18 protein-coding genes are annotated in these 19,977 nt (G+C 71.1%); 11 read left to right on the top strand and 7 right to left on the bottom strand.

Translation table 11 applies throughout. The features are described 5' to 3' along the window. Window positions 1-80: 80 nt before the first annotated feature. The gene (locus ACTWJ8_RS17995) at window positions 81-1,088 is read left to right on the top strand and encodes a sigma-70 family RNA polymerase sigma factor (RefSeq protein WP_356384074.1); all 1,008 of its coding nucleotides are present in this window, start codon (window positions 81-83) and stop codon (window positions 1,086-1,088) included. A 53-nt stretch (window positions 1,089-1,141) separates the two neighbouring features. Here ACTWJ8_RS17995 and ACTWJ8_RS17990 read toward each other — a convergent pair whose 3' ends face one another. Continuing rightward, complete coding sequence (locus ACTWJ8_RS17990; RefSeq protein WP_443264497.1) at window positions 1,142-2,131, bottom strand: helix-turn-helix transcriptional regulator; 990 nt, start codon at window positions 2,129-2,131, stop codon at window positions 1,142-1,144. Between the two features lie 105 nt (window positions 2,132-2,236). Between ACTWJ8_RS17990 and ACTWJ8_RS17985 the strand changes: the two genes are divergently transcribed. Further along, complete coding sequence (locus tag ACTWJ8_RS17985; protein WP_443264496.1) at window positions 2,237-3,769, top strand: MFS transporter; 1,533 nt, start codon at window positions 2,237-2,239, stop codon at window positions 3,767-3,769. A 4-nt stretch (window positions 3,770-3,773) separates the two neighbouring features. Here ACTWJ8_RS17985 and ACTWJ8_RS17980 read toward each other — a convergent pair whose 3' ends face one another. Continuing rightward, window positions 3,774-5,066: an extracellular solute-binding protein gene (locus ACTWJ8_RS17980; RefSeq protein ID WP_443264494.1), complete on the bottom strand. Its 1,293-nt coding sequence runs from the start codon at window positions 5,064-5,066 to the stop codon at window positions 3,774-3,776. A gap of 79 nt (window positions 5,067-5,145) precedes the next feature. On the opposite strand from ACTWJ8_RS17980, the gene ACTWJ8_RS17975 reads away from it, so the two are divergent. The 6 genes from ACTWJ8_RS17975 to ACTWJ8_RS17950 all read left to right on the top strand — a co-directional run bounded on the left by ACTWJ8_RS17975 (window position 5,146) and on the right by ACTWJ8_RS17950 (window position 11,089). Beyond that, window positions 5,146-5,805, top strand: a complete 660-nt coding sequence (locus ACTWJ8_RS17975) for a TetR/AcrR family transcriptional regulator (RefSeq protein WP_443264493.1) — start codon at window positions 5,146-5,148, stop codon at window positions 5,803-5,805. A 110-nt stretch (window positions 5,806-5,915) separates the two neighbouring features. Further along, a complete protein-coding gene (locus ACTWJ8_RS17970) occupies window positions 5,916-6,680 on the top strand; it encodes a glucose 1-dehydrogenase (protein ID WP_443264492.1) in 765 nt (254 codons plus the stop codon). Between the two features lie 238 nt (window positions 6,681-6,918). Then, a complete protein-coding gene (locus ACTWJ8_RS17965; RefSeq protein ID WP_356384092.1) occupies window positions 6,919-7,680 on the top strand; it encodes a DeoR/GlpR family DNA-binding transcription regulator in 762 nt (253 codons plus the stop codon). A 50-nt stretch (window positions 7,681-7,730) separates the two neighbouring features. After that, entirely contained in the window at window positions 7,731-8,678 is a 948-nt protein-coding gene (gene pfkB, locus ACTWJ8_RS17960) for a 1-phosphofructokinase (protein ID WP_443264927.1), read from the top strand. Between the two features lie 55 nt (window positions 8,679-8,733). After that, on the top strand, window positions 8,734-10,749 hold the full coding sequence (locus ACTWJ8_RS17955; protein ID WP_443264490.1) for a PTS fructose transporter subunit IIABC: 2,016 nt from the start codon (window positions 8,734-8,736) through the stop codon (window positions 10,747-10,749). Between the two features lie 91 nt (window positions 10,750-10,840). Further along, window positions 10,841-11,089, top strand: a complete 249-nt coding sequence (locus tag ACTWJ8_RS17950; protein ID WP_356384098.1) for a hypothetical protein — start codon at window positions 10,841-10,843, stop codon at window positions 11,087-11,089. Here the strand turns inward: ACTWJ8_RS17950 and ACTWJ8_RS17945 are convergent. The 4 genes from ACTWJ8_RS17945 to ACTWJ8_RS17930 all read right to left on the bottom strand — a co-directional run bounded on the left by ACTWJ8_RS17945 (window position 11,076) and on the right by ACTWJ8_RS17930 (window position 15,763). Continuing rightward, the gene (locus tag ACTWJ8_RS17945) at window positions 11,076-11,828 is read right to left on the bottom strand and encodes a DUF6227 family protein (RefSeq protein WP_443264488.1); all 753 of its coding nucleotides are present in this window, start codon (window positions 11,826-11,828) and stop codon (window positions 11,076-11,078) included. The genes ACTWJ8_RS17950 and ACTWJ8_RS17945 overlap by 14 nt on opposite strands. Window positions 11,829-11,999: 171 nt before the next feature. Next, window positions 12,000-13,175, bottom strand: a complete 1,176-nt coding sequence (locus tag ACTWJ8_RS17940) for a L,D-transpeptidase (protein ID WP_356384104.1) — start codon at window positions 13,173-13,175, stop codon at window positions 12,000-12,002. A 200-nt stretch (window positions 13,176-13,375) separates the two neighbouring features. Beyond that, the gene (locus ACTWJ8_RS17935) at window positions 13,376-14,443 is read right to left on the bottom strand and encodes a P1 family peptidase (protein ID WP_443264486.1); all 1,068 of its coding nucleotides are present in this window, start codon (window positions 14,441-14,443) and stop codon (window positions 13,376-13,378) included. Window positions 14,444-14,572: 129 nt separating this feature from the next. Further along, window positions 14,573-15,763 carry a low temperature requirement protein A gene (locus ACTWJ8_RS17930; protein WP_356384110.1) on the bottom strand — a complete coding sequence of 397 codons (1,191 nt, stop codon included), beginning with the start codon at window positions 15,761-15,763 and terminating at the stop codon, window positions 14,573-14,575. A 283-nt stretch (window positions 15,764-16,046) separates the two neighbouring features. On the opposite strand from ACTWJ8_RS17930, the gene pflB reads away from it, so the two are divergent. From pflB to ACTWJ8_RS17915, 3 genes are read left to right on the top strand one after another with little or no spacing between them, the layout of a single operon-like run. Beyond that, window positions 16,047-18,320 (top strand): formate C-acetyltransferase, encoded by a 2,274-nt coding sequence (pflB, locus tag ACTWJ8_RS17925; protein ID WP_443264484.1) that lies wholly within the window; start codon window positions 16,047-16,049, stop codon window positions 18,318-18,320. Window positions 18,321-18,368: 48 nt separating this feature from the next. After that, on the top strand, window positions 18,369-19,184 hold the full coding sequence (gene pflA / locus ACTWJ8_RS17920; RefSeq protein WP_443264483.1) for a pyruvate formate-lyase-activating protein: 816 nt from the start codon (window positions 18,369-18,371) through the stop codon (window positions 19,182-19,184). Window positions 19,185-19,218: 34 nt separating this feature from the next. After that, window positions 19,219-19,431, top strand: coding sequence for a hypothetical protein (locus ACTWJ8_RS17915; protein ID WP_443264481.1), 213 nt, complete (start codon window positions 19,219-19,221; stop codon window positions 19,429-19,431). Window positions 19,432-19,450: 19 nt separating this feature from the next. Here the strand turns inward: ACTWJ8_RS17915 and mscL are convergent, their stop codons facing one another. Continuing rightward, window positions 19,451-19,915 carry a large conductance mechanosensitive channel protein MscL gene (mscL, locus tag ACTWJ8_RS17910; RefSeq protein WP_356384122.1) on the bottom strand — a complete coding sequence of 155 codons (465 nt, stop codon included), beginning with the start codon at window positions 19,913-19,915 and terminating at the stop codon, window positions 19,451-19,453. Between the last annotated feature and the right edge of the window lie 62 nt (window positions 19,916-19,977).

The raw sequence follows: 19,977 nt of genomic DNA, 5'->3' as shown, positions 1-19,977 counted from the left end.
GTTGATTCCATCGGATGCAGGGCACCCGTAAGGCCCCTTCAAGGGGCGTACAGCCGACCTACCACCGCAAGGGAGCACGCATGGCAACCCGTGCCGTAGCCCGTCGTAAGTCCGCCGCCTCCGGCGAGACCGACGCGGCACGCAGTGTTCGCGCCGTAGGCGGGGAGATCGCCGACCGCGACCTGGTCGGCATGTACCTCGACGAGATCGCGCGCACACCGCTGCTCGACGCCGCCAAGGAAGTCGAGCTGTCCCAGACCATCGAGGCGGGTGTCTACGCCCAGCAGATCCTCGACGGCACGGTCTCCGACAGCAAGGCCGCCGACAAGGCGTCCCGCGAGGAGCTGGAAGCTCTGGTCGCCGAGTCGGAGAAGGCGAAGGACATCTTCATCAAGTCGAACCTGCGCCTGGTCGTGGCGGTCGCCCGCCGCTACCCGCGGTCGGGTCTGCCCCTGCTCGACCTGATCCAGGAGGGGAACGCGGGCCTGGTGCGCGCGGTCGAGAAGTTCGACTACCGCAAGGGCTTCAAGTTCTCCACGTACGCGACGTGGTGGATCCGTCAGGCCATCACCCGCTCCATAGCCGACCAGTCCCGCACCATCCGCCTCCCCGTCCACCTCGTCGAGGAGCTGGGCCGGATCCGCCGCGTGCAGCGCGAGTTCAACCGCGAGCACGGCCGCGACCCGGAGCCCGCGGAGATCGCCGAGGAGCTCGGCGCGAAGCCGGAGCGCGTCGTCGACGTCCTGGACTGGGCCCGCGACCCGGTCTCGCTGAACATGTCGGTGGACGACGAGGGCGAGACCCAGTTCGGCGACCTGCTCGAGGACACGTCGGCCGTGTCGCCCGAGCAGTCCGTGCTCACGCTGCTGCGCAGCGAGGAGCTCGACGACCTCATCGGCCGGCTCGACCAGCGCACCGCGTCGATCATCAAGATGCGGTACGGGATCGAGGACGGGCGCGAGCGGACGCTCACGGAGGTCGGCAAGGAGCACGGTCTTACGCGTGAGCGGATCCGGCAGATCGAGAAGCACGCGCTTCTGGAGCTGAAGAAGTTGGCGCGCGACACGGGATTTGATGCCGCCGCCTGATGTTGCGGTCGACCGGGGTTGAGGCCTCGGGGCTCTGCCCCGGGCCCCGCGCCTCAATCGCCGGCGAGGCTTGATTTGGTCAGTCGCGCTCCCAACTCGCGTACCGCTGTTGTCAGTTCCTCCGGGCCTCGTACCTTGAAGTCGATGCCCGTCATCGCCAACCGCACTGCCATCCACTGCACCGGGTCGGACGTGGTCGTTCGTAGGCGGCAGCGGTTTTCCGGCAAGGGCTCGGGTGAGCCGATCGCCGAAGGCACCCGCGCCGCGATGGTCTCCGCCGGGGCGTCGAACTCCACGTCGAGTTCGTAAGGGGTGCCGCCCGCCCACGAAGACGTGGCCCGGCGGACGTACTCCGCCGCGTCGCCCTCCGGGACCTCGCGCGGGGCGAAGCGGGCGCCCGTGGCGAAGGGGTCCGAGATGCGGTCGACGCGGAATGTGCGCCAGTCGTCGCGGTCGATGTCGTAGGCGACGAGATACCAGCGGCGGCCCGTCGACACCAGGCGGTGCGGTTCCACGAGGCGCCGCGACTCCGCCGTGTCGCGCGCCCGGTACGTGAAGCGCAGCCGCTCGCTGCCCGCCGCCGTCGAGGCGATCACCGTGAGCGTCTCGGGCGCGATCGTGGCGCCGTCGCCCGAGGTCAGCGGGATGGTGGCCGCCTGGAGCGTGGCCACGCGGTGCCGCAGCCGCGACGGCAGCACCTGTTCGAGCTTGGCCAGGGCCCGCACCGAGGCCTCCTCGATCCCCTCCACTGCGTGGCCCGCGCCCGCCCGCAGGCCCACCGCGATCGCCACCGCCTCCTCGTCGTCGAGGACCAGCGGCGGCAGCGCCTTGCCCGCCACCAGCCGGTAGCCGCCGAGCGCGCCTTGCGTCGCCTGGACCGGATAGCCCAGCTCCCGCAGCCGGTCGACGTCGCGTCGCACGGTGCGGCGGCTCACCCCGAGCCGTTCGCAGAGCTCGCTGCCGGGCCATTCGCGGGGCGTCTGGAGAAGAGAGAGCAGCTGGAGCAGCCGTACGGGCGTCTGCGCGCCCGTCGCCCCGGTCATCGCCGCGCCGCCGTCACGGTGGAGGTGCCTGTCGTCTTCGTCATGGGCCCAGCATGCCCGGGAACTAGGAACTCTTATGACCTATATCGCTCCTAGCCTCCAGGCATGAGTTCTTCGAGCAGCACCACTTCTCCCGAAGCCCCGCCCGAGGCGGACCGCAGGCGCTGGTTCGCCCTCGCCATCGTGATGACGGCGGCGTTCATGGACCTCGTCGACGTCACGATCGTCAATGTCGCCCTGCCGACCATCCAGCACGACGAGGGCGCCTCCACCGGGCAGATCCAGTGGATCACCGCCGGTTACGCGCTCGCCTTCGCCGCCCTGCTGATCACGGGCGGCCGGCTCGGCGACATCTTCGGCCGCAAGCGGCTCTTCCTGCTCGGCGTCGCCGGCTTCACGCTCGCCTCCGCGCTGTGCGGATTCGCCGCGAACCCCGAGATGCTGGTCGCCTCGCGGATCCTCCAGGGCGGCATGGCCGCGATGATGGTGCCGCAGGTCCTCTCGATCGTGCACGCGACGTTCCCCGCGCACGAACGCGGCAAGGTCTTCGGCCTGTTCGGCGCGATCGTCGGCATGGGCGCGGTGACCGGGCCGCTGCTCGGCGCGCTGCTGACCGAGTGGAACATCGCGGGCCTCGAATGGCGTCCGATCTTCCTCATCAACCTGCCCGTCGGCATCGCCGCGCTGATCCTCGGCGCGCGCGTCATCGGCGAGTCCAGGGCCCCGAAGGCCCTGAAGCTCGACCTGGTCGGCGTCGCCCTGGTCACCCTCGCGATGCTGGCGCTCGTCCACCCGCTCACCCAGGGCCGCGAGAACGGCTGGCCGCTGTGGGGGTACGTGATGATGGCGGCGTCCGTCGTGATCGTCGGCGTACTCGTCGCCTACGAGAAGGCCAAGGCGCGGCGCGACGGGTCGCCGCTGATCGAGCTGTCGCTGTTCAAGGTGAAGAGCTTCGCGGCAGGCATCGCCGTGCAGACCGTCTTCGGCATCGTCACCGGCATCTTCTTCCTGACCTGGACGCTCTACATGCAGCTCGGCCTCGGCTGGAGCGCGCTGCGGGCGGGCCTGACCGGTGTCCCGTTCTCGATCGCGGTGTCGGTCGCCGCCGGGATCTCGGTGCAGAAGCTGGTGCCGCGCTTCGGGCGCAAGGTGCTCCAGGCGGGCGCGCTCACGATGGCGGTCGGCGTGCTGATCTACGTGGCGGAGGCCGGGCACTACGGGCTCGGCATCGCCGCCTGGCAGATGGCGCTGCCGCTGGTCGTGATGGGCGTCGGCATGGGCCTGATCGTCGCCCCGCTGACCGACGCGGTGCTCTCCGAGGTGCCGCGCGAGCACTCCGGTTCGGCGTCCGGACTCATCAACACGGTGATGCAGATGGGCAACGCGCTCGGCCTCAGCCTCGTCTCCGTCGTCTTCTTCAACGTCGTCGAGGACAGGTTCGCGCAGGGCGTCGGCAACGCGGCGTTCGTGGACGGCTTCCGGAGCGCCCTGGTGTGGGTGGCCGGGATCCTCGTCGGGATCTTCGCCCTGATGTTCGCGCTGCCGAAGGCGTCCGGCGGTGCGGAGGAGGCCGGGAGCCCGGCCGCCGCGGAGGCCGGGCAGGAGAAGGACGAGCGGCGGGAGCCGGAACTGGTTTGACCGGTCACATGTCCTCGGGGCTCACGTTGTCGAGAGCCTCGAGGACCTGCGCCGGATTGCCGCCCGGCGCCACCGCGGCGCCGATCCGCTGCCGCACCGCCGCGCGGACCTTCGGCCACGAGCGCAGGCCCACGGGGTGGAACTCCGCGTCCGGCATCTGGTCGACGAACTTCCACAGCTTGCGCTGCGAACGGTCCGCCCGCAGCTGGTCGGAGGCCTTCACGGTCACCGGCAGCGTCGCCTGCGCCCCGCCGTACGTCTTCGCGGAACCGGTACTGAAGAGGAACGTCAGGAACTTCCCCGCCTCCTTGACGTGGCCGCCGCTCTGGAACGCCATCATCCAGTCGTTGAGCCCCACCGGAGGCGCCGCCTCGTTCCCCTTCCGGAGCGGGAACGCGGCGTGCGCGTACGGCAGTCGGGCCTTGTCGGCCGCGCCGAGCAGCACCGGGTGGGCGATGATCATGCCCGCCCTGCCGCCGAGGAACTGCGCGTACGCCTGCGTCCTGGTGAGCTTCCCGGGGTCGGCGCCCGCGAGCCCAGGCCGGACCAGCTCGTCGCGCAGCCAGGTCAGCGTCGCCTTGTTCTCGGCGGACGCGAAGTCGTAGCCGCCGGTGTCCGCGTATCCGCCGCCGCCCGAGAGCAGCCACGCGAGCAGCTCGTCCTCCGCGGCCTCGGGGCCGAACTGGAGGGCGTACGGGGTGGGCACGCCGATCCGCTTCAACGCCCGCGCGGCCGACTGGAGTTCGGCCCAAGAGCGGGGCGGGCCCGCGATCCCGGCCCGCTCGAAGAGGCTCGTGTTGTAGAAGAGGCGCGGGGTGCTGGCGAGGATCGGGATGCCGTACTGGATGGAGTTCACCCGGCCCGCGTCGGCGAACGAGCGGATGAAGCCGGCCTGCGTCGGCACGTCGAAGAGCCGCTCCGCCGGGTACAGCAGGCCGTCCTCCGCGTACGGGGCGAAGAGGTGGCCCTGCGCGATGTCGGGCGCGCGGCCGTCCTTGACCCGGCGGGCGAGCACCGTGTCGATCTTGAGGAACGGCACGCGCTCGACCTCGACGTGGATGTCCGGGTGCCTCTTCTCGAAGGCGCGGACGACGTCGTCCCACTGGTCGCCGATGGAGGCGCCGACGCTCTTGTCGTAGCTGGAGACGAGCAGGCTGAGCGAGACCTTGTCGCCGTCGGCGCTCCCGTCGCCCGAACCACAGCCGGTCAGGGCCAGTGCGCTCGCGCCCGCCCCCGCGCCCGCCAGGCCCGTCGTCTTCAGAAAGTGCCGCCGCCGCACTGCTCTCGCCTCGCTCACGTGGGTTGGTGGCCGAGCCCCTTGGCATGGTCATTACTCGGCGGTGGCAGATTGTGCCATAGAGACATACCATGTCCTTATGGCAGGTACTGCGGTGACGAACCCGACGCTCACGGAGCGGCGCAAGGCCGCCACGCGCCTGGACATCGCCCGTGCGGCGGCCGAGCTGTTCACGCGGGACGGCCTGCGGGCCACGCGCGCGGAGGACATCGCCCGCGCGGCAGGCGTCGCGCCGCGCACCTTCTACCGCTACTTCGCGACCAAGGAAGAGGCGGTCGCGCCGCTCCTGGACTCCGGGGCCCGGCAGTGGGCGGAGGCCGTCCGCGACGCCCCCGCCGAGCTGTCCGTGTCCGACGCGCTGCGGCACGCCGCCGCGAGCGCCCTCGCCGGCGACGACGCGGCGAACGCGGCGTCCCTCCACTGGGTCCGCGCCCTCCTCCGCCTCACCGAGGAGAGCCCCGCGCTGCGCGCCGTCTGGGCCGACACGTGCCGCGTCTCGGAGTCGACCCTCCTCACGGTCCTCGCCGACCGCACGTCTGCCCCGCCCGCCTCCCTCCGCCTCCTCGCCGGCATCGCGACGACGGCGATCCGCGTCGCGGTGGAGACCTGGTCCCTCTCGGACGCCCCACCGACGGGCCCGGAGGGCCCTTCGGCCCTGGCCCTCGACCATCTGTCGCGCTTGGCGCCGGTCCTGACGGACGGTGTCGGGCGGACGCATTCGAGCCCCTGCGGCGATTGAGCAGCGGGGTCCGGGGCGGAGCCCCGTGTCGTCGGGCACGGGGGCCGCAACCCACCGGGGCGGAGCCCCGAGACGTCAACCACGGGGAACCCAACCCAAAGGGAGCCGAAATGAACAACCTCACCGGCAAGACGGTCCTGATCACCGGCGGAGCCCGCGGCATCGGCGCCGAGATCGCCCGCCTCGCCACCACCGCAGGCGCCAACATCGTCATCGGCGACGTCCTCGACGAGGAGGGCAAGGCCCTCGCCGCCGAACTCGGCGACACCGCCCGCTACCTCCACCTCGACGTGACGTCGGAGTCCGAGTGGCAGGCCGCGATCGCCCACGCCACCAGCGAGTTCGGCGCCCTCCACGGCCTGGTCAACAACGCCGGCATCTCCACCGGCATGCCCTTCGAGACGGAGAGCGTGGAGCGCTTCCGCCAGGTCCTCGACGTCAACCTCGTCGGCGTCTTCGCCGGCATGAAGACCGCCCTCCCCGCGATGAAGGAGGCCGGCGGCGGCTCCATCGTCAACATCTCCTCCGCGGCGGGCCTGATGGGCCTCGCGCTCACCTCCTCGTACGGCGCCTCGAAGTGGGGCGTCCGCGGCCTCACGAAGATCGCCGCGGTCGAGCAGGGCACCGCGCGGATCCGCGTCAACTCCGTGCACCCCGGCATGACGTACACCCCGATGACCGCGCAGGTCGGCATCCAGCAGGGCGAGGGCAACTACCCGAACACCCCGATGGGCCGCGTCGGCGAGGCGGACGAGATCGCGAAGGCCGTCGTGTTCCTGCTGTCGGACGACTCCTCGTACATGACCGGCGCCGAGCTGGCCGTGGACGGCGGCTGGACCACGGGTCCGACGGTGAAGTACGTGATGGGCCAGTAACGGCCCCGCCCCACGAAGGGCCCGGACCCCGCCGAGGGGTCCGGGCCCTTCGTCGTACGCACTCGTCGACGCGCAGGTGTCGTATGCAGACGCCTGCACGGATGCCCGTTCATGTCTGCCCGATGCCCGAACCTGTTTACTTTCCCGAAATCCGGCCGTAGTCTCAGCGAAGAGCAACACATTCGGGCACGCCCGCAGGGCCCGCCGAGCTCGCCGGAGAGGACACAGGTAACCGGACATGTACGCACCCGAGCGCCAGCAGGAGATCCTCCGCCTCGCCCGCGACGGCGGCCGGGTCGACGTGCTGTCGCTGGCCGAGGAGTTCCAGGTCACCGCCGAGACCATCCGGCGCGACCTCAAGGCCCTCGACCGCGCGGGCCTCGTCCGCCGCGTGCACGGCGGCGCCATCCCGGCGGGCCGCCTCGACTTCGAGCCCGACCTCGCCGAGCGCGAGGGCACCGCCGCCGACGAGAAGGACCGCATCGCCGCGGCCGCCCTCGCCGAACTCCCCGCCGAGGGCAGCGTCATCCTCGACGCCGGCTCCACCGTCGCCCGCCTCGCCACCGCCCTCCCCGTCGAGTCCGACCTGACCGTCGTCACGCACTCGCTGCCCACCGCCGCCCGCCTCGCCGACCACCCCGGCATCCAGCTCCACCTCGTCGGCGGCCGCATCCGCCACCGCACCCGCGCCGCCGTCGACGCCTGGTCCCTGCGCGCGTACGGGGAGATCCGCGCGGACGTCCTCTTCCTCGCGGCCAACGGGTTCTCCGCCGAGGCCGGACTCACCACGCCCGACCTCGCCGAGGCCTCCGTGAAGCGCGCCACCGTCGCCGCCGCCCGCCGCGTCGTGCTCCTCGCCGACTCCGCGAAATGGGGCCAGGAACACTTCGCCCGGTTCGCCGACCTCACCGACGTCGACCTCCTGATCACCGACACCGGACTCGCCCCCGAGGACGCGGCGGCGATCGAGGCGGCGGGCCCGGAGGTGCTCCGCGTATGACCGGCACCCACCACCCGCACCACCCCCAGCACGAAGGCAACGGCACGCGCATGATCCTCACCGTCACCCCCAACCCCTCCCTCGACCGCACCTACGAGGTCCCCGGCCTCGACCGCGGCGAGGTCGTCCGCGCGAGCGGCGAGCGCATGGACCCGGGCGGCAAGGGCGTCAACGTGTCACGGGCCGTCGCCGCCGCCGGCGCGCCCACGCTCGCCGTCCTCCCGCTCGGCGGCGCACCCGGCGCCCTCGTCGCCGAACTCCTCGACGGCCAGGGCATCCCGGTCGCCCCCGTCCCCGTCGAGGGCCACACCCGCTCGAACATCGCGCTCGCCGAGCAGGACGGCACCCTCACGAAGATCAACGCGCCCGGCCCCGAACTGACCCCCGCCGAAGCCGAACTGCTCCTGAGCACCGTGGGGGAGCGGTCCGCGGGCGCCGCCTGGATCGCCTGCTGCGGCAGCCTCCCGCGCGGCCTCGCGCCCTCCTGGTACGCCGAGTTGGTGACCCGCGCGCACGCCGCGGGCGCCCGCATAGCCCTCGACACGTCGGGACCCGCGCTCCTCGCCGCCCTCCGCGAACGCCCCGACGTCGTCAAGCCCAACGCCGAGGAACTCGCCGAGGCCGTCGGCCGCCCGCTCGCCACCGTCGGCGACGCCGTCAAGGCCGCGGAGGAACTACGGGAGTGGGGCGCGGCCGCCGTGCTCGCCTCGCTCGGCGCGGACGGGCAGATCCTCGTCGACGCGAGCGGCGCCTGGTTCGCCTCCGCCCCCGTCGACGCGGTCCGCAGCAACGTCGGGGCGGGCGACTCCTCCCTCGCCGGCTTCCTCATCGCCGGCGGCGCGGGCCCGAAGGCCCTCGCCTCCGCGGTCGCCCACGGCGCCGCAGCCGTCCAACTGCCCGGCAGCGCCATGCCGACACCCCAGGACCTCCGCCCGGACGCGGTGGACCTGACGTCGGAGGTCCCGATGGACCGCCCCCTGAAGGAGCCCGTGCGATGACGGCAGCCCGAACCGGAACAGTCACCCCACCCATGCGTAGGCAGAGGAGCCCGCGATGACGGAGATGATCACCGCGGACCTGGTCGACCTCGACCTGTCCGCCGGAACGAAGGAAGCGGCGGCCCGCTCGCTGGCCGAACGCATGGTCGCCCTCGGCCGGGTCACCGACCTCGACGGCTTCCTCGCCGACGTCGCGGCCCGCGAGGCCCAGATGCCGACCGGCCTCGACGGCGGCATCGGCATCCCGCACTGCCGCAGCGCCCACGTCACCGAGCCGACCCTCGCCTTCGGCCGCAGCGCCACCGGCATCGACTTCGGCGCCCCCGACGGCCCCGCCGACCTGATCTTCCTGATCGCGGCCCCGGCGGGCGCGGACGACGCCCACCTCACGATCCTGTCCTCCCTGGCCCGCCAGCTGATGGACGACGACTTCAAGGCCGCCCTCCGCGCGGCCACCGACGCCGGAGCGGCGGCGTCCCTGATACGCGGCGACACCCCGCCCCCGGAACCCGAGCCCGAGGACACCCCCGAAGACAGCGCCGCCGTCGCCGCCGACGACGCCCCCTTCCGCATCGTCGCCGTCACCTCCTGCCCCACCGGCATCGCCCACACCTACATGGCGGCCGAGTCCCTGGAGAACACCGGCCGCGACACCGACGGCGTGGAACTCGTCGTCGAGACCCAGGGCTCCTCCGGCTTCACTCGACTCGACCCGGCGGTCATCGCGGCGGCCGACGGCGTGATCTTCGCCCACGACGTCCCCGTCCGCGAGAAGGACCGCTTCGCCGGAAAGCCCACGGTCGACGTCGGCGTGAAGGCCGGCATCAACCGCCCCGCCGAACTCATCGCCGAACTCCGCGAAAAAGCCGCCCGCGGCGAAACCACCGCCCCCACGTCATCCACACCTGTGGACAACTCCGGCGAACCGTCGGACGGTTACGCCACAAAACTCCGCAAGTGGCTGATGTCGGGCGTCAGTTACATGGTGCCGTTCGTGGCGGCGGGTGGGTTGCTGATCGCGATCTCCTTCGCGCTCGGCGGCTACAAGATCGCCAACACCGACGTCCAGTCCGTCGTCGACGCCTTCAACTGGGGCTCGATGCACAGCTGGGCGGCCCTCATGTACTGGACCGGGCAGGCGGCCTTCGCCTTCCTGGTGCCGGTGCTCGCCGGATTCATCGCGTACGGCATGGCGGACCGGCCGGGTCTGGTGCCCGGTTTCGTCGCGGGTTCGATCGCGGTCACGATCAACGCGGGATTCCTCGGCGGTCTCGTCGGCGGTCTGATCGCCGGTGCGCTGGTCATGGCGATCCAGCGGGTCAAGGTCCCTGATGTGCTGCGCGGCATCATGCCGGTGGTGGTGATCCCGCTCGTCTCGTCGGCTCTCGTCGGCTTCCTGATGTTCGCCGTGGTGGGCCAGCCGATCGCCTGGGTGCAGACCCGCCTGACCGACTGGCTGGGCTCGCTGTCGGGCTCGAACGCGATCATCCTGGGCGTCGTGCTCGGCGTGATGATGGCCAGCGACCTCGGCGGCCCCCTCAACAAGGTCGCCTACGCCTTCGCCGTCGGCGGCCTCGCCAACCCCAACGACGGCTCCCTCAAGGTCATGGCGGCCGTGATGGCGGCCGGCATGGTTCCGCCGCTGGCCATGGCGCTGGCGACGGCCGTCCGACCGAAGCTGTTCACCAAGACCGAGCAGGAGAACGGCAAGGCGGCGTGGGTGCTCGGCGCCTCCTTCATCACCGAGGGCGCCATCCCGTTCGCCGCGGCCGACCCGTTCCGCGTGATCGTCCCGTCGATCGTCGGCGGCGGTGTGACCGGCGCCCTGTCGATGCTCTTCGACGCCACACTGCGGGCCCCGCACGGCGGCATCTTCGTGGTCCCGCTGATCGGCAACGCCTGGCTGTACCTTGTCGCGATCGCGGTGGGTACGTGCGTCACGGCGGCGCTCACCGTGCTGCTGAAGTCGGTGCGCAAGCAGTCCGCCGACGCGCGGCCGGAGTCCGTGAAGGCTCCGTCGCCGACGGTGACCGCGCCCACGTCGGAGGCCGCGCAGCCCGCTCAGGTGTGAGGCTTGCGCCGTTTGGAGCGGCGTGAGGAACCTTGCGAGATACGTCACGGTCCGGGACCAAAGGCCCGGACTGTGGTGTTCACTGGGGCGCATGCCTGAGCACGTGTCGATCCTTCAGCAGCTGGGCCTGGCGCTGGTCGCTCTCGCGGCTGTGGCGTGGGTGATCGGTCTGGCCCGTCTGGTGCGCACCGTCGCCTTCGGGGCGCCCGCGCCGCGGGCGCAGGGGCCGATGGGGGTGCTGCCCGCGCAGTCCAGGGCGCCGGCGCTCGAGTCGGTGCCGCTGACGGCCGACGAGCAGGACGCCTTCGCCGGTCTGGTGCGGGAGTTCAGCCGCCGGTAGTGCGGGAGGCCGCGCGCTGCTTCATCGCGGTCAGGGCCTCCTGCCGCGTCGCGTAGACCTCGCACATGTGGCGGCCGTCCGGCGTCGCCGTGTGCTCGATCTCCCAGAGGCTCAGCTCGCAGCCGTCGCGCAGCAGGAACGCGTGCTCGTACAGCGCGAAGCCGTGGCTGAGGCGGAGGCCGAAGGCCTGGGTGATCTGGTGGGCGCGGGCCTCGCGCAGCAGTCGCGCGGTGCCGGGTCCCGGGCGCGTCGTGACGTCGGGGTTCTCGGCGCGGCGCAGCAGGCGGCGCGCGTGATCGACGGAGCTGTCGGGGTCGTCGGCGCCGAAGGTGCGGTGCAGCGGCGGGGGCGGAGCGAGCCGGACGGGGGCCATGGGCACGTGCAGGTCGAACTCGGGCTCGGCGTCCTGGGGGAGCGGGAGTCGTGCGGTCGCGAGGTGCAGCTCGTCCTCGGACACGTAGACCTCGTGCTGGGGTGTGCCGTCCCGTCCGGTGTTGTGGACGAGCTCCCAGAGGGTGAGGGAACCGCCGTCGACCAGCAGCCAGTTGTGCCGGTAGGTCTCGCGGTGGCGGCCCGCGCTGTGGTGGGCGGAGTGCAGGGATCCGGCGTAGGCGAGCGCGCCGTCGAGTCGCTCGAGTGTCTCGTCGGGCAGGTCGAAGGAGTTGAGCGCGCGGCCGAGGAGCCGTCCGAGCTGTGCGTCCGGCGACGGGTCGGGATCGAGGTCAGGCGGAACGCTCAAGGCACCTCCCGGTATCGCTTCGTGTCACCTCGTGGGTGCATACCGTAGCCCCTCGCTCGGACATCGTGTCCGTGAAATGACAAACGGGGGGCGGGATTTGAGCAACGTGCCTGGTAAACGCGTGGGCCGCGCGAGAGGTTCCCGCGCGGCCCGTGGTGGTGGAGGCGCGGCTCAGGTGGCGCTGCCGGCCGTCCACTGGCTCCAGGGCATGTTCCAGCCGTTGAGCCCGTTGTCGGGGGCGATGGTCCGGTCGTGTGAGTTCTTCATGACGACGACGTCGCCGATGAGCGAGTTGTCGTAGAACCACTTGGCGGTGGTGTCGCCGCCGGCGCCCTTGACGTCCTGCATGCCGACGCAGCCGTGGCTGGTGGCCTGGGAGCCGAAGGTGCCGGGGGAGCTCCAGTAGTTGCCGTGGATGAACGTGCCGGACTGGGAGAGGCGCATGGCGTGCGGCACGTCGGCGATGTCGTACTCGCCGCCGAAGCCGACGGTGTCGCCGTTCATGCGGGTCTGTACGAACTTCTCGGAGATCACCATCTGCCCGTTGTACGTGGGGTGTTGGGCGCTGCCGGTGGAGACGGGCACGGTCTTGATGGTCCTGCCGTCGCGGACGACGGTCATCTTCTGCGTGTTCGCGTCGACGGTGGAGACCTGGGAGCGGCCGACGGTGAAGGTGACGGTCTTGTCCTGCACGCCGTGCACGCCGTTGGCGCCCTCGACCCCGTCGAGGTCGATCTTCATGGTGACCTTGGAGCCGGCCTTCCAGTAGTCCTGGGGGCGGAAGTCGAGGCGCTGGGTGCCGAACCAGTGGCCGACGACCTTCTGGCCGCTGCTGGACGTCACCGTGATGTGCGACTGCACGTCCTTCTTGTTGGTGATCGCCTTGTCGAAGGTGAAGGAGACGGGCATGCCGACGCCGACCGTCGTGCCGTTGTCCGGCGTGTAGGTGCCGATGAAGCTGTTGGCGCTGGAGACGGTCGTGAAGATCGAGTTGGCCGCGGCCTTGTGGCCGCCGTCGTCCTTGGCGGAGGCGGAGATCCGGTACTTGGTGCCGCGCTCGAGCTGTTCCTTCGGCTTCCACGCCGCGCCGTTCGCCGTGATCGTGCCGGGGACGGTCTTGCCGCTGGCCGATTCGGTCATCTTCACGCTGGTCAGCTTGCCGTCGCTGACCTTGACGCCCGTCGCGTTGATGGACGCGCCGGTCGAGCCGTCCTTGGCGGAGATGGTGATCTTCGGGGCGCCGCCGCTCTTGTCGTTGCTGGCGGTGGCGTCGCCTCCGCAGGCCGTGAGGGTCAGTGCGCCGACGGCCAGTGCCGCGCACACGACGGCTATGTTCTGCCTGCTCACGGTCTGCTCCCCTTTTCGTGGTTGCTGCGGTTCCGGTACTTGTCCACCGATGTGAGGGAAGAGTCCGGGACGCGCGGAAGGGTTCCTTCCGTTTGCTGTGAAGGCAGCCACAGGGACAGTCCTGTGACGCGGCGGTCGCATACGGGTGGATCTCTGTTACGCGAGTCTCTGCTGCGTGGGTCTTCGTTGCGGGGGCCCGGTTACGCGGGTCCCTGTTGCGCGGCGCCGGGGCGGGCTCCGTACAGGTCCTCGTACGAGAGGTGGGTGCGGCCGCCCGCTGACACGGTCTCCGCCGCGCGCACGGCCCGCACGATGGCGCGTGTCACGAGGTCGGCCCCGGCCGCGAGCACCTCGTTGAGCGCGAGAGGGTTCGCGGCGTCGAGCGGACGCTCCCCGGTGGCCATCGCGAACACCGTGTCCCCGTCGTTCAGCAGGTGTACGGGCCGGACGGCGCGGGCGATCCCGTCGTGCGCCGTGCCCGCGACCTTCTGCGCCTGGGCGCGGGTGAGGTCGGCGTCGGTGGCGACGACGGCGAGCGTGGTGTTGAGCGGCTGCGCCCCGTTCGCCTCGGTCACCTTCGCGAGGCGCTCGGCCGCCGCCTCGTGCGTCCGCGGCGTCGGGTATGTCACGGGCCCCTGCTCCGCGAAGAACTCCCCGTACAGCGCTCCGGTGGCCGGGTCGACGGCGGAGCCCGCGGCGTTCGCGACGACCAGGGCGGCGACCGTGATGCCGGAGTCGAGGACCGTGGACGCGGTGCCGATGCCGCCGCGCAGCTTCCCGACGAGTGCGCCGGTGCCCGCGCCGATGTTGCCCTCCTGGACGGGGGAGCCGGGCCCGGTCGCCGCGGCGGCCTCCACGGCCTCCCGGCCCGTCGCGGCGTCCGGCCGTGCCCGCCAGTCGCCGCCCCGGCCGAGGTCGAACACGCACGCCGCGGGCACCACCGGCACGACCTCCCCGGGCCGGGTCCCGGCCGGCACCCCGCGTCCCTGGTCCTCCAGCCACGCCATCACGCCGGACGCGGAGTCGAGCCCGAAGGCGCTGCCGCCCGTGAGCACGATCGCCTCGATGCGCTGCACGAGGTTGCGCGGATCGAGCGCGTCGGTCTCCCGGGTCCCGGGCCCGCCACCCCGTACGTCCACGGCGGTCACGGCGCCGCCCTCGGGGGCCAGCACGACCGTCGTCCCGGTCAGGTGGCCGCCCCCGATCCGGGTGGCGTGTCCGACGCGCAGGCCGGGGACGTCGGTGAGGGCATCGTTGCGAGTCGTCATGTGCCATGCCTACCACGGCAGTTGACGTGCGGCCGGGGTGCGCGGGGGCGCGTGGCCGACTGGCCCGGTCGGCCACCCGGCGTGCCCCGCGCCGCCACGCCGGGCCGCGCAGGTGGCCCCTGCCGCCCTTCAGGCCGCCTGTACTTCCCGTTCGCCGCCGCGCGAGGACAGCGTCACGCCCACCGCCACCGTGAGCGCCGTGACGATTCCCGCCGCGAGCACCGCCCAGTGCCCCGCGAACGTGCAGGCGAGCACCAGTACCGCGCTGATCGGCAGCGCCAACTGCTGTGCGGCGCCCTCCTTGAAGTACCGCGCGTGCAGCGCCCACACGAGCAGCAGGAACACCGCGGCCGGGATCGTGACGGCGGCGGAGGCGGCGGCCGTCGAGATGTGCGCCTCGCCCACCGCCTGCTCGACTGCGACCTCGATGCCCGCGCCGATCGAGGCCGCCGACGCGAGGATGAAGAAGTGGCCGTAGCCCCACACGAACGCCTGCCGGTTGCTGCGCAGCCTGTCGTGGATCGGCACCGCGAAGTAGATCCACCAGGCGGAGAAGACGACGAGGAGGCCGCCCGCGGCGATCGGCAGCAGTTCGCCGAGCGCGTCGTTCTCCTCGATGCCCGACTTCACGGCGACCGTCGCCGCGGCGATCGTCTCGCCGAGCACGATGATCGTGAAGAGGCCGTAGCGCTCGGCGATGTGGTGCGGGTGCCAGGACGTCTGGCGCTCCCGCTCGGCGTACACCGGCACGCACATCTCCAGGATCGCCATGGCCAGGAACACCCAGCCCTGCGCCGACTTGGGCGTGAACAGCAGGGCGAGCCAGCCGACCTGGCAGGCGAGCACCCCGCCCGCGTACCGCAGCGCGACCCGGCGCTCGGTCCCGGTGGTGGAGGCCGCGGCCCGGAACCAGTGCGTGGCCATGGCGATCCGCATGATCAGGTAGCCGAGCCAGACCACCATGTAGTTGTCGTGCGCGAACGCCTGCGAGACACCGGCGGCGAGCACCAGCACGCCCGCGATCTGGACGAGCGTGATCACGCGGTAGAGCGCGTCGTCGTTGTCGTAGGCGGAGGCGAACCACGTGAAGTTCATCCAGGCCCACCAGATGGCGAAGAAGACGCGCGCGTAGTCGATCACGCCTGCGCCCGCATGCCCCTCCGCGACCGCGTGCACCAGCTCCACGCCGCCCTGTGCCACGGCGACGACGAAGCAGAGGTCGAAGAAGAGTTCCAGGGGTGAGGCGGCCCGGTGTTCCTCGTCGCGCCCCCTCTCGACCATGCGGCGGATCGGGGAGCGCTTGTCTTGCGTGGACGTCATGGGACCACCCCAGCAGATCGGGCCGTGCCGTGGGGAATTCGGCACGCAGTCCACGCATCCGTGGCGACGGCCCAGGAATCTTGTGAATGGGTTCACAAGGGTGCACGGGACTAAAGTCCCTCCGAAAACCCCAGGTCATCAGGGTTGTCGGTCGTCGTCCCGCCCTCGACCCGGGACCTACGGTCCTGAACTCGGGACCATCGCGGCCCCCGGGCCGACCGCGGCGGGAGTGCAATGAAGTCGTAGCAACCCACCGGTCGAAGAGATGGGGAAGGTGCCGCAGATGACTGCCACTTCCGCGGAGAAGACGACGCACGGCGAAGAGGCCTGGGAGGGCTTCAAGGGAGGGCTGTGGCGCGACGCCGTCGACGTCCGTGACTTCGTCCAGCGGAACTACACGCCCTACGAGGGCGACGGCTCCTTCCTCGCGGGACCGACCGAACGCACCACCGCCGTGTGGAACAAGCTCCTCGCGATGTTCCCCGAGGAGATCGAGCGCGGCGTCCACGACGTCGACGTGCGCACCCCTTCCCGCATCGACGCGTTCCGCCCCGGCTACGTCGACGGCACCGCCGCCGACCACACCGACCTCATCGTGGGCCTCCAGACCGACGCCCCGCTCAAGCGCGCCATCATGCCCAACGGCGGCTGGCGCATGGTCGAGGGCGCCCTCACCGCGTACGGCTACGAGGCCGACCCCGAGGTCCGCGAGATCTACACGCACCTGCGCAAGACCCACAACGACGGTGTCTTCGACGCCTACACGCCGGAGATCCGCGCCTGCCGCTCCTCCGGCATCATCACGGGCCTGCCCGACGCCTACGGCCGCGGCCGCATCATCGGCGACTACCGCCGCGTCGCCCTCTACGGCGTCGACCGGCTCATCGCCGCCAAGCAGGCCGACAAGGACCGGCTGAGCGCCGAGTGGCCCACCGAGCACGTCATCCGGGACCGCGAGGAGATCTCCGAGCAGATCAAGGCGCTGCACGAGCTCAAGAACATGGCGATGTCGTACGGCTACGACATCTCCGGCCCCGCCCGCACCGGCCGCGAGGCCGTGCAGTGGCTGTACTTCGGCTACCTCGCCGCCGTGAAGGAGCAGAACGGCGCGGCGATGTCGATCGGCCGCATCGACAACTTCCTCGACATCTACCTCCAGCGCGACATCGGGGCCGGGCGGATCACCGAGTCCGAGGCCCAGGAGTACATCGATGACTTCGTCATCAAGCTCCGCATCGTCCGCTTCCTGCGCACCCCCGAGTACAACGAGCTGTACTCCGGCGACCCGACCTGGGTCACCTGGTCGATGGCCGGCATCGGCGAGGACGGGCGGCCGCTCGTCTCGCGCACCACGTTCCGCGCGCTGCAGACCCTCTACAACCTCGGCCCGGCCCCCGAGCCCAACCTGACGGTCTTCTGGTCGCGTGAACTGCCGCGCGGCTTCAAGGACTTCGCGGCCCAGGTCGCCATCGACTCCTCGGCCATCCAGTTCGAGTCCGACGAGCTGATGCGCCCCAAGTACGGCGACGACACCGCCATCGCCTGCTGCGTCTCCGCGATGGCCGTCGGCAAGCAGATGCAGTTCTTCGGCGCCCGCGTGAACGTCGCCAAGGCGCTCCTCTACGCGATCAACGGCGGCCGTGACGAGAAGACCGGCAAGCGGGTCGTCGAAGGATTCGAGCCCATCGAGGGGGACCACCTCGACTACGCGACGGTCGTCGAGCGCTACGACGCGATGCTCGACTGGCTGGCGAAGACGTACGTGCACGCGCTGAACGTCATCCACTACATGCACGACAAGTACGCCTACGAGCGGATCGAGATGGCCCTGCACGACCAGGAGATCCTGCGCACCATGGCGTGCGGCATCGCGGGCCTCTCGGTCGCAGCGGACTCCCTGTCGGCGATCAAGCACGCCACGGTCAAGGTGATCCGCGACGAGACGGGGCTCGCCGTCGACTACGAGATCGAGGGTGACTACCCGGCCTACGGCAACAACGACGACCGCGCCGACGAGATCGCCAAGCGCATCGTGCACGGCTTCATGGAGAAGGTCCGCAAGCACCCGACGTACCGGAACGCGGTCCACACCCAGTCCGTCCTGACGATCACCTCGAACGTCGTCTACGGGAAGAAGACCGGCAACACCCCGGACGGCCGTCGCGCCAGCACCCCCTTCGCGCCCGGCGCCAACCCCATGAACGGGCGCGACGAGCACGGCTACATCGCCTCCGCCCTGTCCGTCGCGAAGCTGCCCTACGACGACGCCGAGGACGGCATCTCGCTGACCAACACGATCACCCCCGACGCCTTGGGCCGCACCCCCACCGAGCGGATCGCCAACCTCTCCGGCGTGCTCGACGGTTTCACCGCCAGCGACGGATTCCACATGAACGTCAACGTCCTCGACAAGGCCACCCTGGAGGACGCCATGGCGCACCCGGAGAACTATCCGCAGCTCACCATCAGGGTCTCCGGCTACGCGGTGAACTTCGTCCGCCTGACGCGCGAGCAGCAGCTCGACGTCATCAACCGGACCTTCCACGGCTCCCTCTGAGCCGCGCCTCCTGACCGAGACACCCCCAAGGACACGAGGAGGACCGCCGTGACCGCGCTGCTCACCCGGAACCCGACCGCGAACCTCGCCGCGAACGACGCCGCCACCCCGGCCGCCGCCGCGACCCACCGCCCCATCGAGGGCTCGGTGCACTCCTGGGACCTGTCGACCGGCGTCGACGGTCCTGGCAGCCGCTTCGTGACGTTCCTCTCCGGCTGCCCGCTGACCTGCCTGTACTGCCAGAACCCCGACACCTGGAGGATGCGCGACGGGAAGCGCACGGCGGCCGACACGATCGTCGCGGAGGCCGCCAAGTACACCCGGTTCATCGAGGCGGCGGGCGGCGGCGCCACCATCAGCGGCGGCGAACCGCTGCTCCAGCCGGTCTTCGCCGGCGAGCTGCTGCACCGCTTCAAGCACGAGCTGGGCCTGCACACCGCCCTCGACACCTCGGGCTTCCTCGGGGTGCGGGCCACCGACGCCCTGCTGCGCGACGTGGACCTGGTGCTGCTCGACATCAAGTCCTGGGACCGGGACACGTACCAGCGCGTCACCGGGCGGCCGCTGCGGCCCACCCTCGACTTCGCGCACCGCCTCGCCGACCTCGGCAAGAACGTGTGGGTGCGCTTCGTGCTGGTGCCGGGGCTGACCGACGACCCGGCGAACATCGAGGGTGTCGCCGCCTTCGCGGGCTCCCTCGGCAACGTCTCGCGGGTCGACGTGCTGCCCTTCCACAAGCTCGGCGAGGCGAAGTGGCAGGCGCTCGGCAAGACCTTCACGCTGCACGACACCCCCTCGCCCAGCGCCGAGCAGGTGGCCTTCGCCAGGTCGATCTTCGAGGCGCACGGCCTCACGGCGGTCTGAGCCCGGGTCCGCCCCCGCGACGTACCCTGGATCCATGAGCACCGCCCCCGAGCCCGCCGAGCGCGACCCGAAGAAGCGTGATCCGAAGAAGCGCGACCCCAAGGCCGCGCTGATCTTCGACGATCCGCTGACGGCGCAGTCGGCCGACGACACGGACCGCGGCTGGGGCGAGCGGCCGACGGTCGGCGACAACAGCGCCGCCGACCTCGCCCGCTTCCTCGACGAGAAGCCGCCCCACCACATCTGAAGAGCGGCCACGAGCCCCGCTAGGGCTCGGTGTGCCCCGAACCGCGCTGCGCCACGAGCGCGTCGCGGATCTCCTTGAGCACCTCCAGCTCGGAGACCTCCAGCACCTCCTGGGTGCCCTCCTTCTCGGCCTTCTTCGCGGCCTGCCGGGCCAGGTACTTGGCCATCGGCAGCACCATCAGGAAGTACACGACGGCGGCCGTGATCAGGAAGCTGATGGCGGCACTGAGAACCGTGCCCCACATGATCTGGATGCTGTCGTCGCTGCCCGGCTTGCACGTGCCCTTCAGGCAGTACGCGTACTTGTTCAGGTCCTGCGTGCCGAACGCGCCGACGATCGGGTTGATGACCCCTTCCACCACCGAGTTCACGATGTTGGTGAACGCGGCGCCGATGACCACGGCGACCGCCAGGTCGACCACATTCCCGCGCATGAGGAAGGCCTTGAAGCCTTCCCAGACGCCCGGTCCGTTTTTCTCGCTCACCAGAAGGCCTCTCTTCACATGTCCTGGTTGTGGAACAAACGCTTCCGCAACCTACGACAGTT

Source organism: Streptomyces sp. SDT5-1 (assembly GCF_052245995.1).
Classification (GTDB): Bacteria; Actinomycetota; Actinomycetes; order Streptomycetales; family Streptomycetaceae; genus Streptomyces.
The sequence above is the reverse complement of the archived record's forward strand: the minus strand, read 5'-3'. Positions and strand labels throughout refer to the sequence as shown.

What these genes read in the sequence shown, in the direction of transcription:
- pflB (WP_443264484.1), top strand. Translation starts at nt 16,047, where the DNA reads ATGACTGCCACTTCCGCGGAGAAGACGACGCACGGCGAAGAGGCCTGG.
- ACTWJ8_RS17915 (WP_443264481.1), top strand. Translation starts at nt 19,219, where the DNA reads ATGAGCACCGCCCCCGAGCCCGCCGAGCGCGACCCGAAGAAGCGTGAT.
- ACTWJ8_RS17995 (WP_356384074.1), top strand. Translation starts at nt 81, where the DNA reads ATGGCAACCCGTGCCGTAGCCCGTCGTAAGTCCGCCGCCTCCGGCGAG.
- ACTWJ8_RS17935 (WP_443264486.1), bottom strand. Translation starts at nt 14,443, where the DNA reads ATGACGACTCGCAACGATGCCCTCACCGACGTCCCCGGCCTGCGCGTC.
- pfkB (WP_443264927.1), top strand. Translation starts at nt 7,731, where the DNA reads ATGATCCTCACCGTCACCCCCAACCCCTCCCTCGACCGCACCTACGAG.
- ACTWJ8_RS17955 (WP_443264490.1), top strand. Translation starts at nt 8,734, where the DNA reads ATGACGGAGATGATCACCGCGGACCTGGTCGACCTCGACCTGTCCGCC.
- ACTWJ8_RS17950 (WP_356384098.1), top strand. Translation starts at nt 10,841, where the DNA reads ATGCCTGAGCACGTGTCGATCCTTCAGCAGCTGGGCCTGGCGCTGGTC.
- ACTWJ8_RS17930 (WP_356384110.1), bottom strand. Translation starts at nt 15,763, where the DNA reads ATGACGTCCACGCAAGACAAGCGCTCCCCGATCCGCCGCATGGTCGAG.
- ACTWJ8_RS17970 (WP_443264492.1), top strand. Translation starts at nt 5,916, where the DNA reads ATGAACAACCTCACCGGCAAGACGGTCCTGATCACCGGCGGAGCCCGC.
- ACTWJ8_RS17985 (WP_443264496.1), top strand. Translation starts at nt 2,237, where the DNA reads ATGAGTTCTTCGAGCAGCACCACTTCTCCCGAAGCCCCGCCCGAGGCG.
- ACTWJ8_RS17975 (WP_443264493.1), top strand. Translation starts at nt 5,146, where the DNA reads ATGGCAGGTACTGCGGTGACGAACCCGACGCTCACGGAGCGGCGCAAG.
- ACTWJ8_RS17965 (WP_356384092.1), top strand. Translation starts at nt 6,919, where the DNA reads ATGTACGCACCCGAGCGCCAGCAGGAGATCCTCCGCCTCGCCCGCGAC.
- ACTWJ8_RS17990 (WP_443264497.1), bottom strand. Translation starts at nt 2,131, where the DNA reads ATGACCGGGGCGACGGGCGCGCAGACGCCCGTACGGCTGCTCCAGCTG.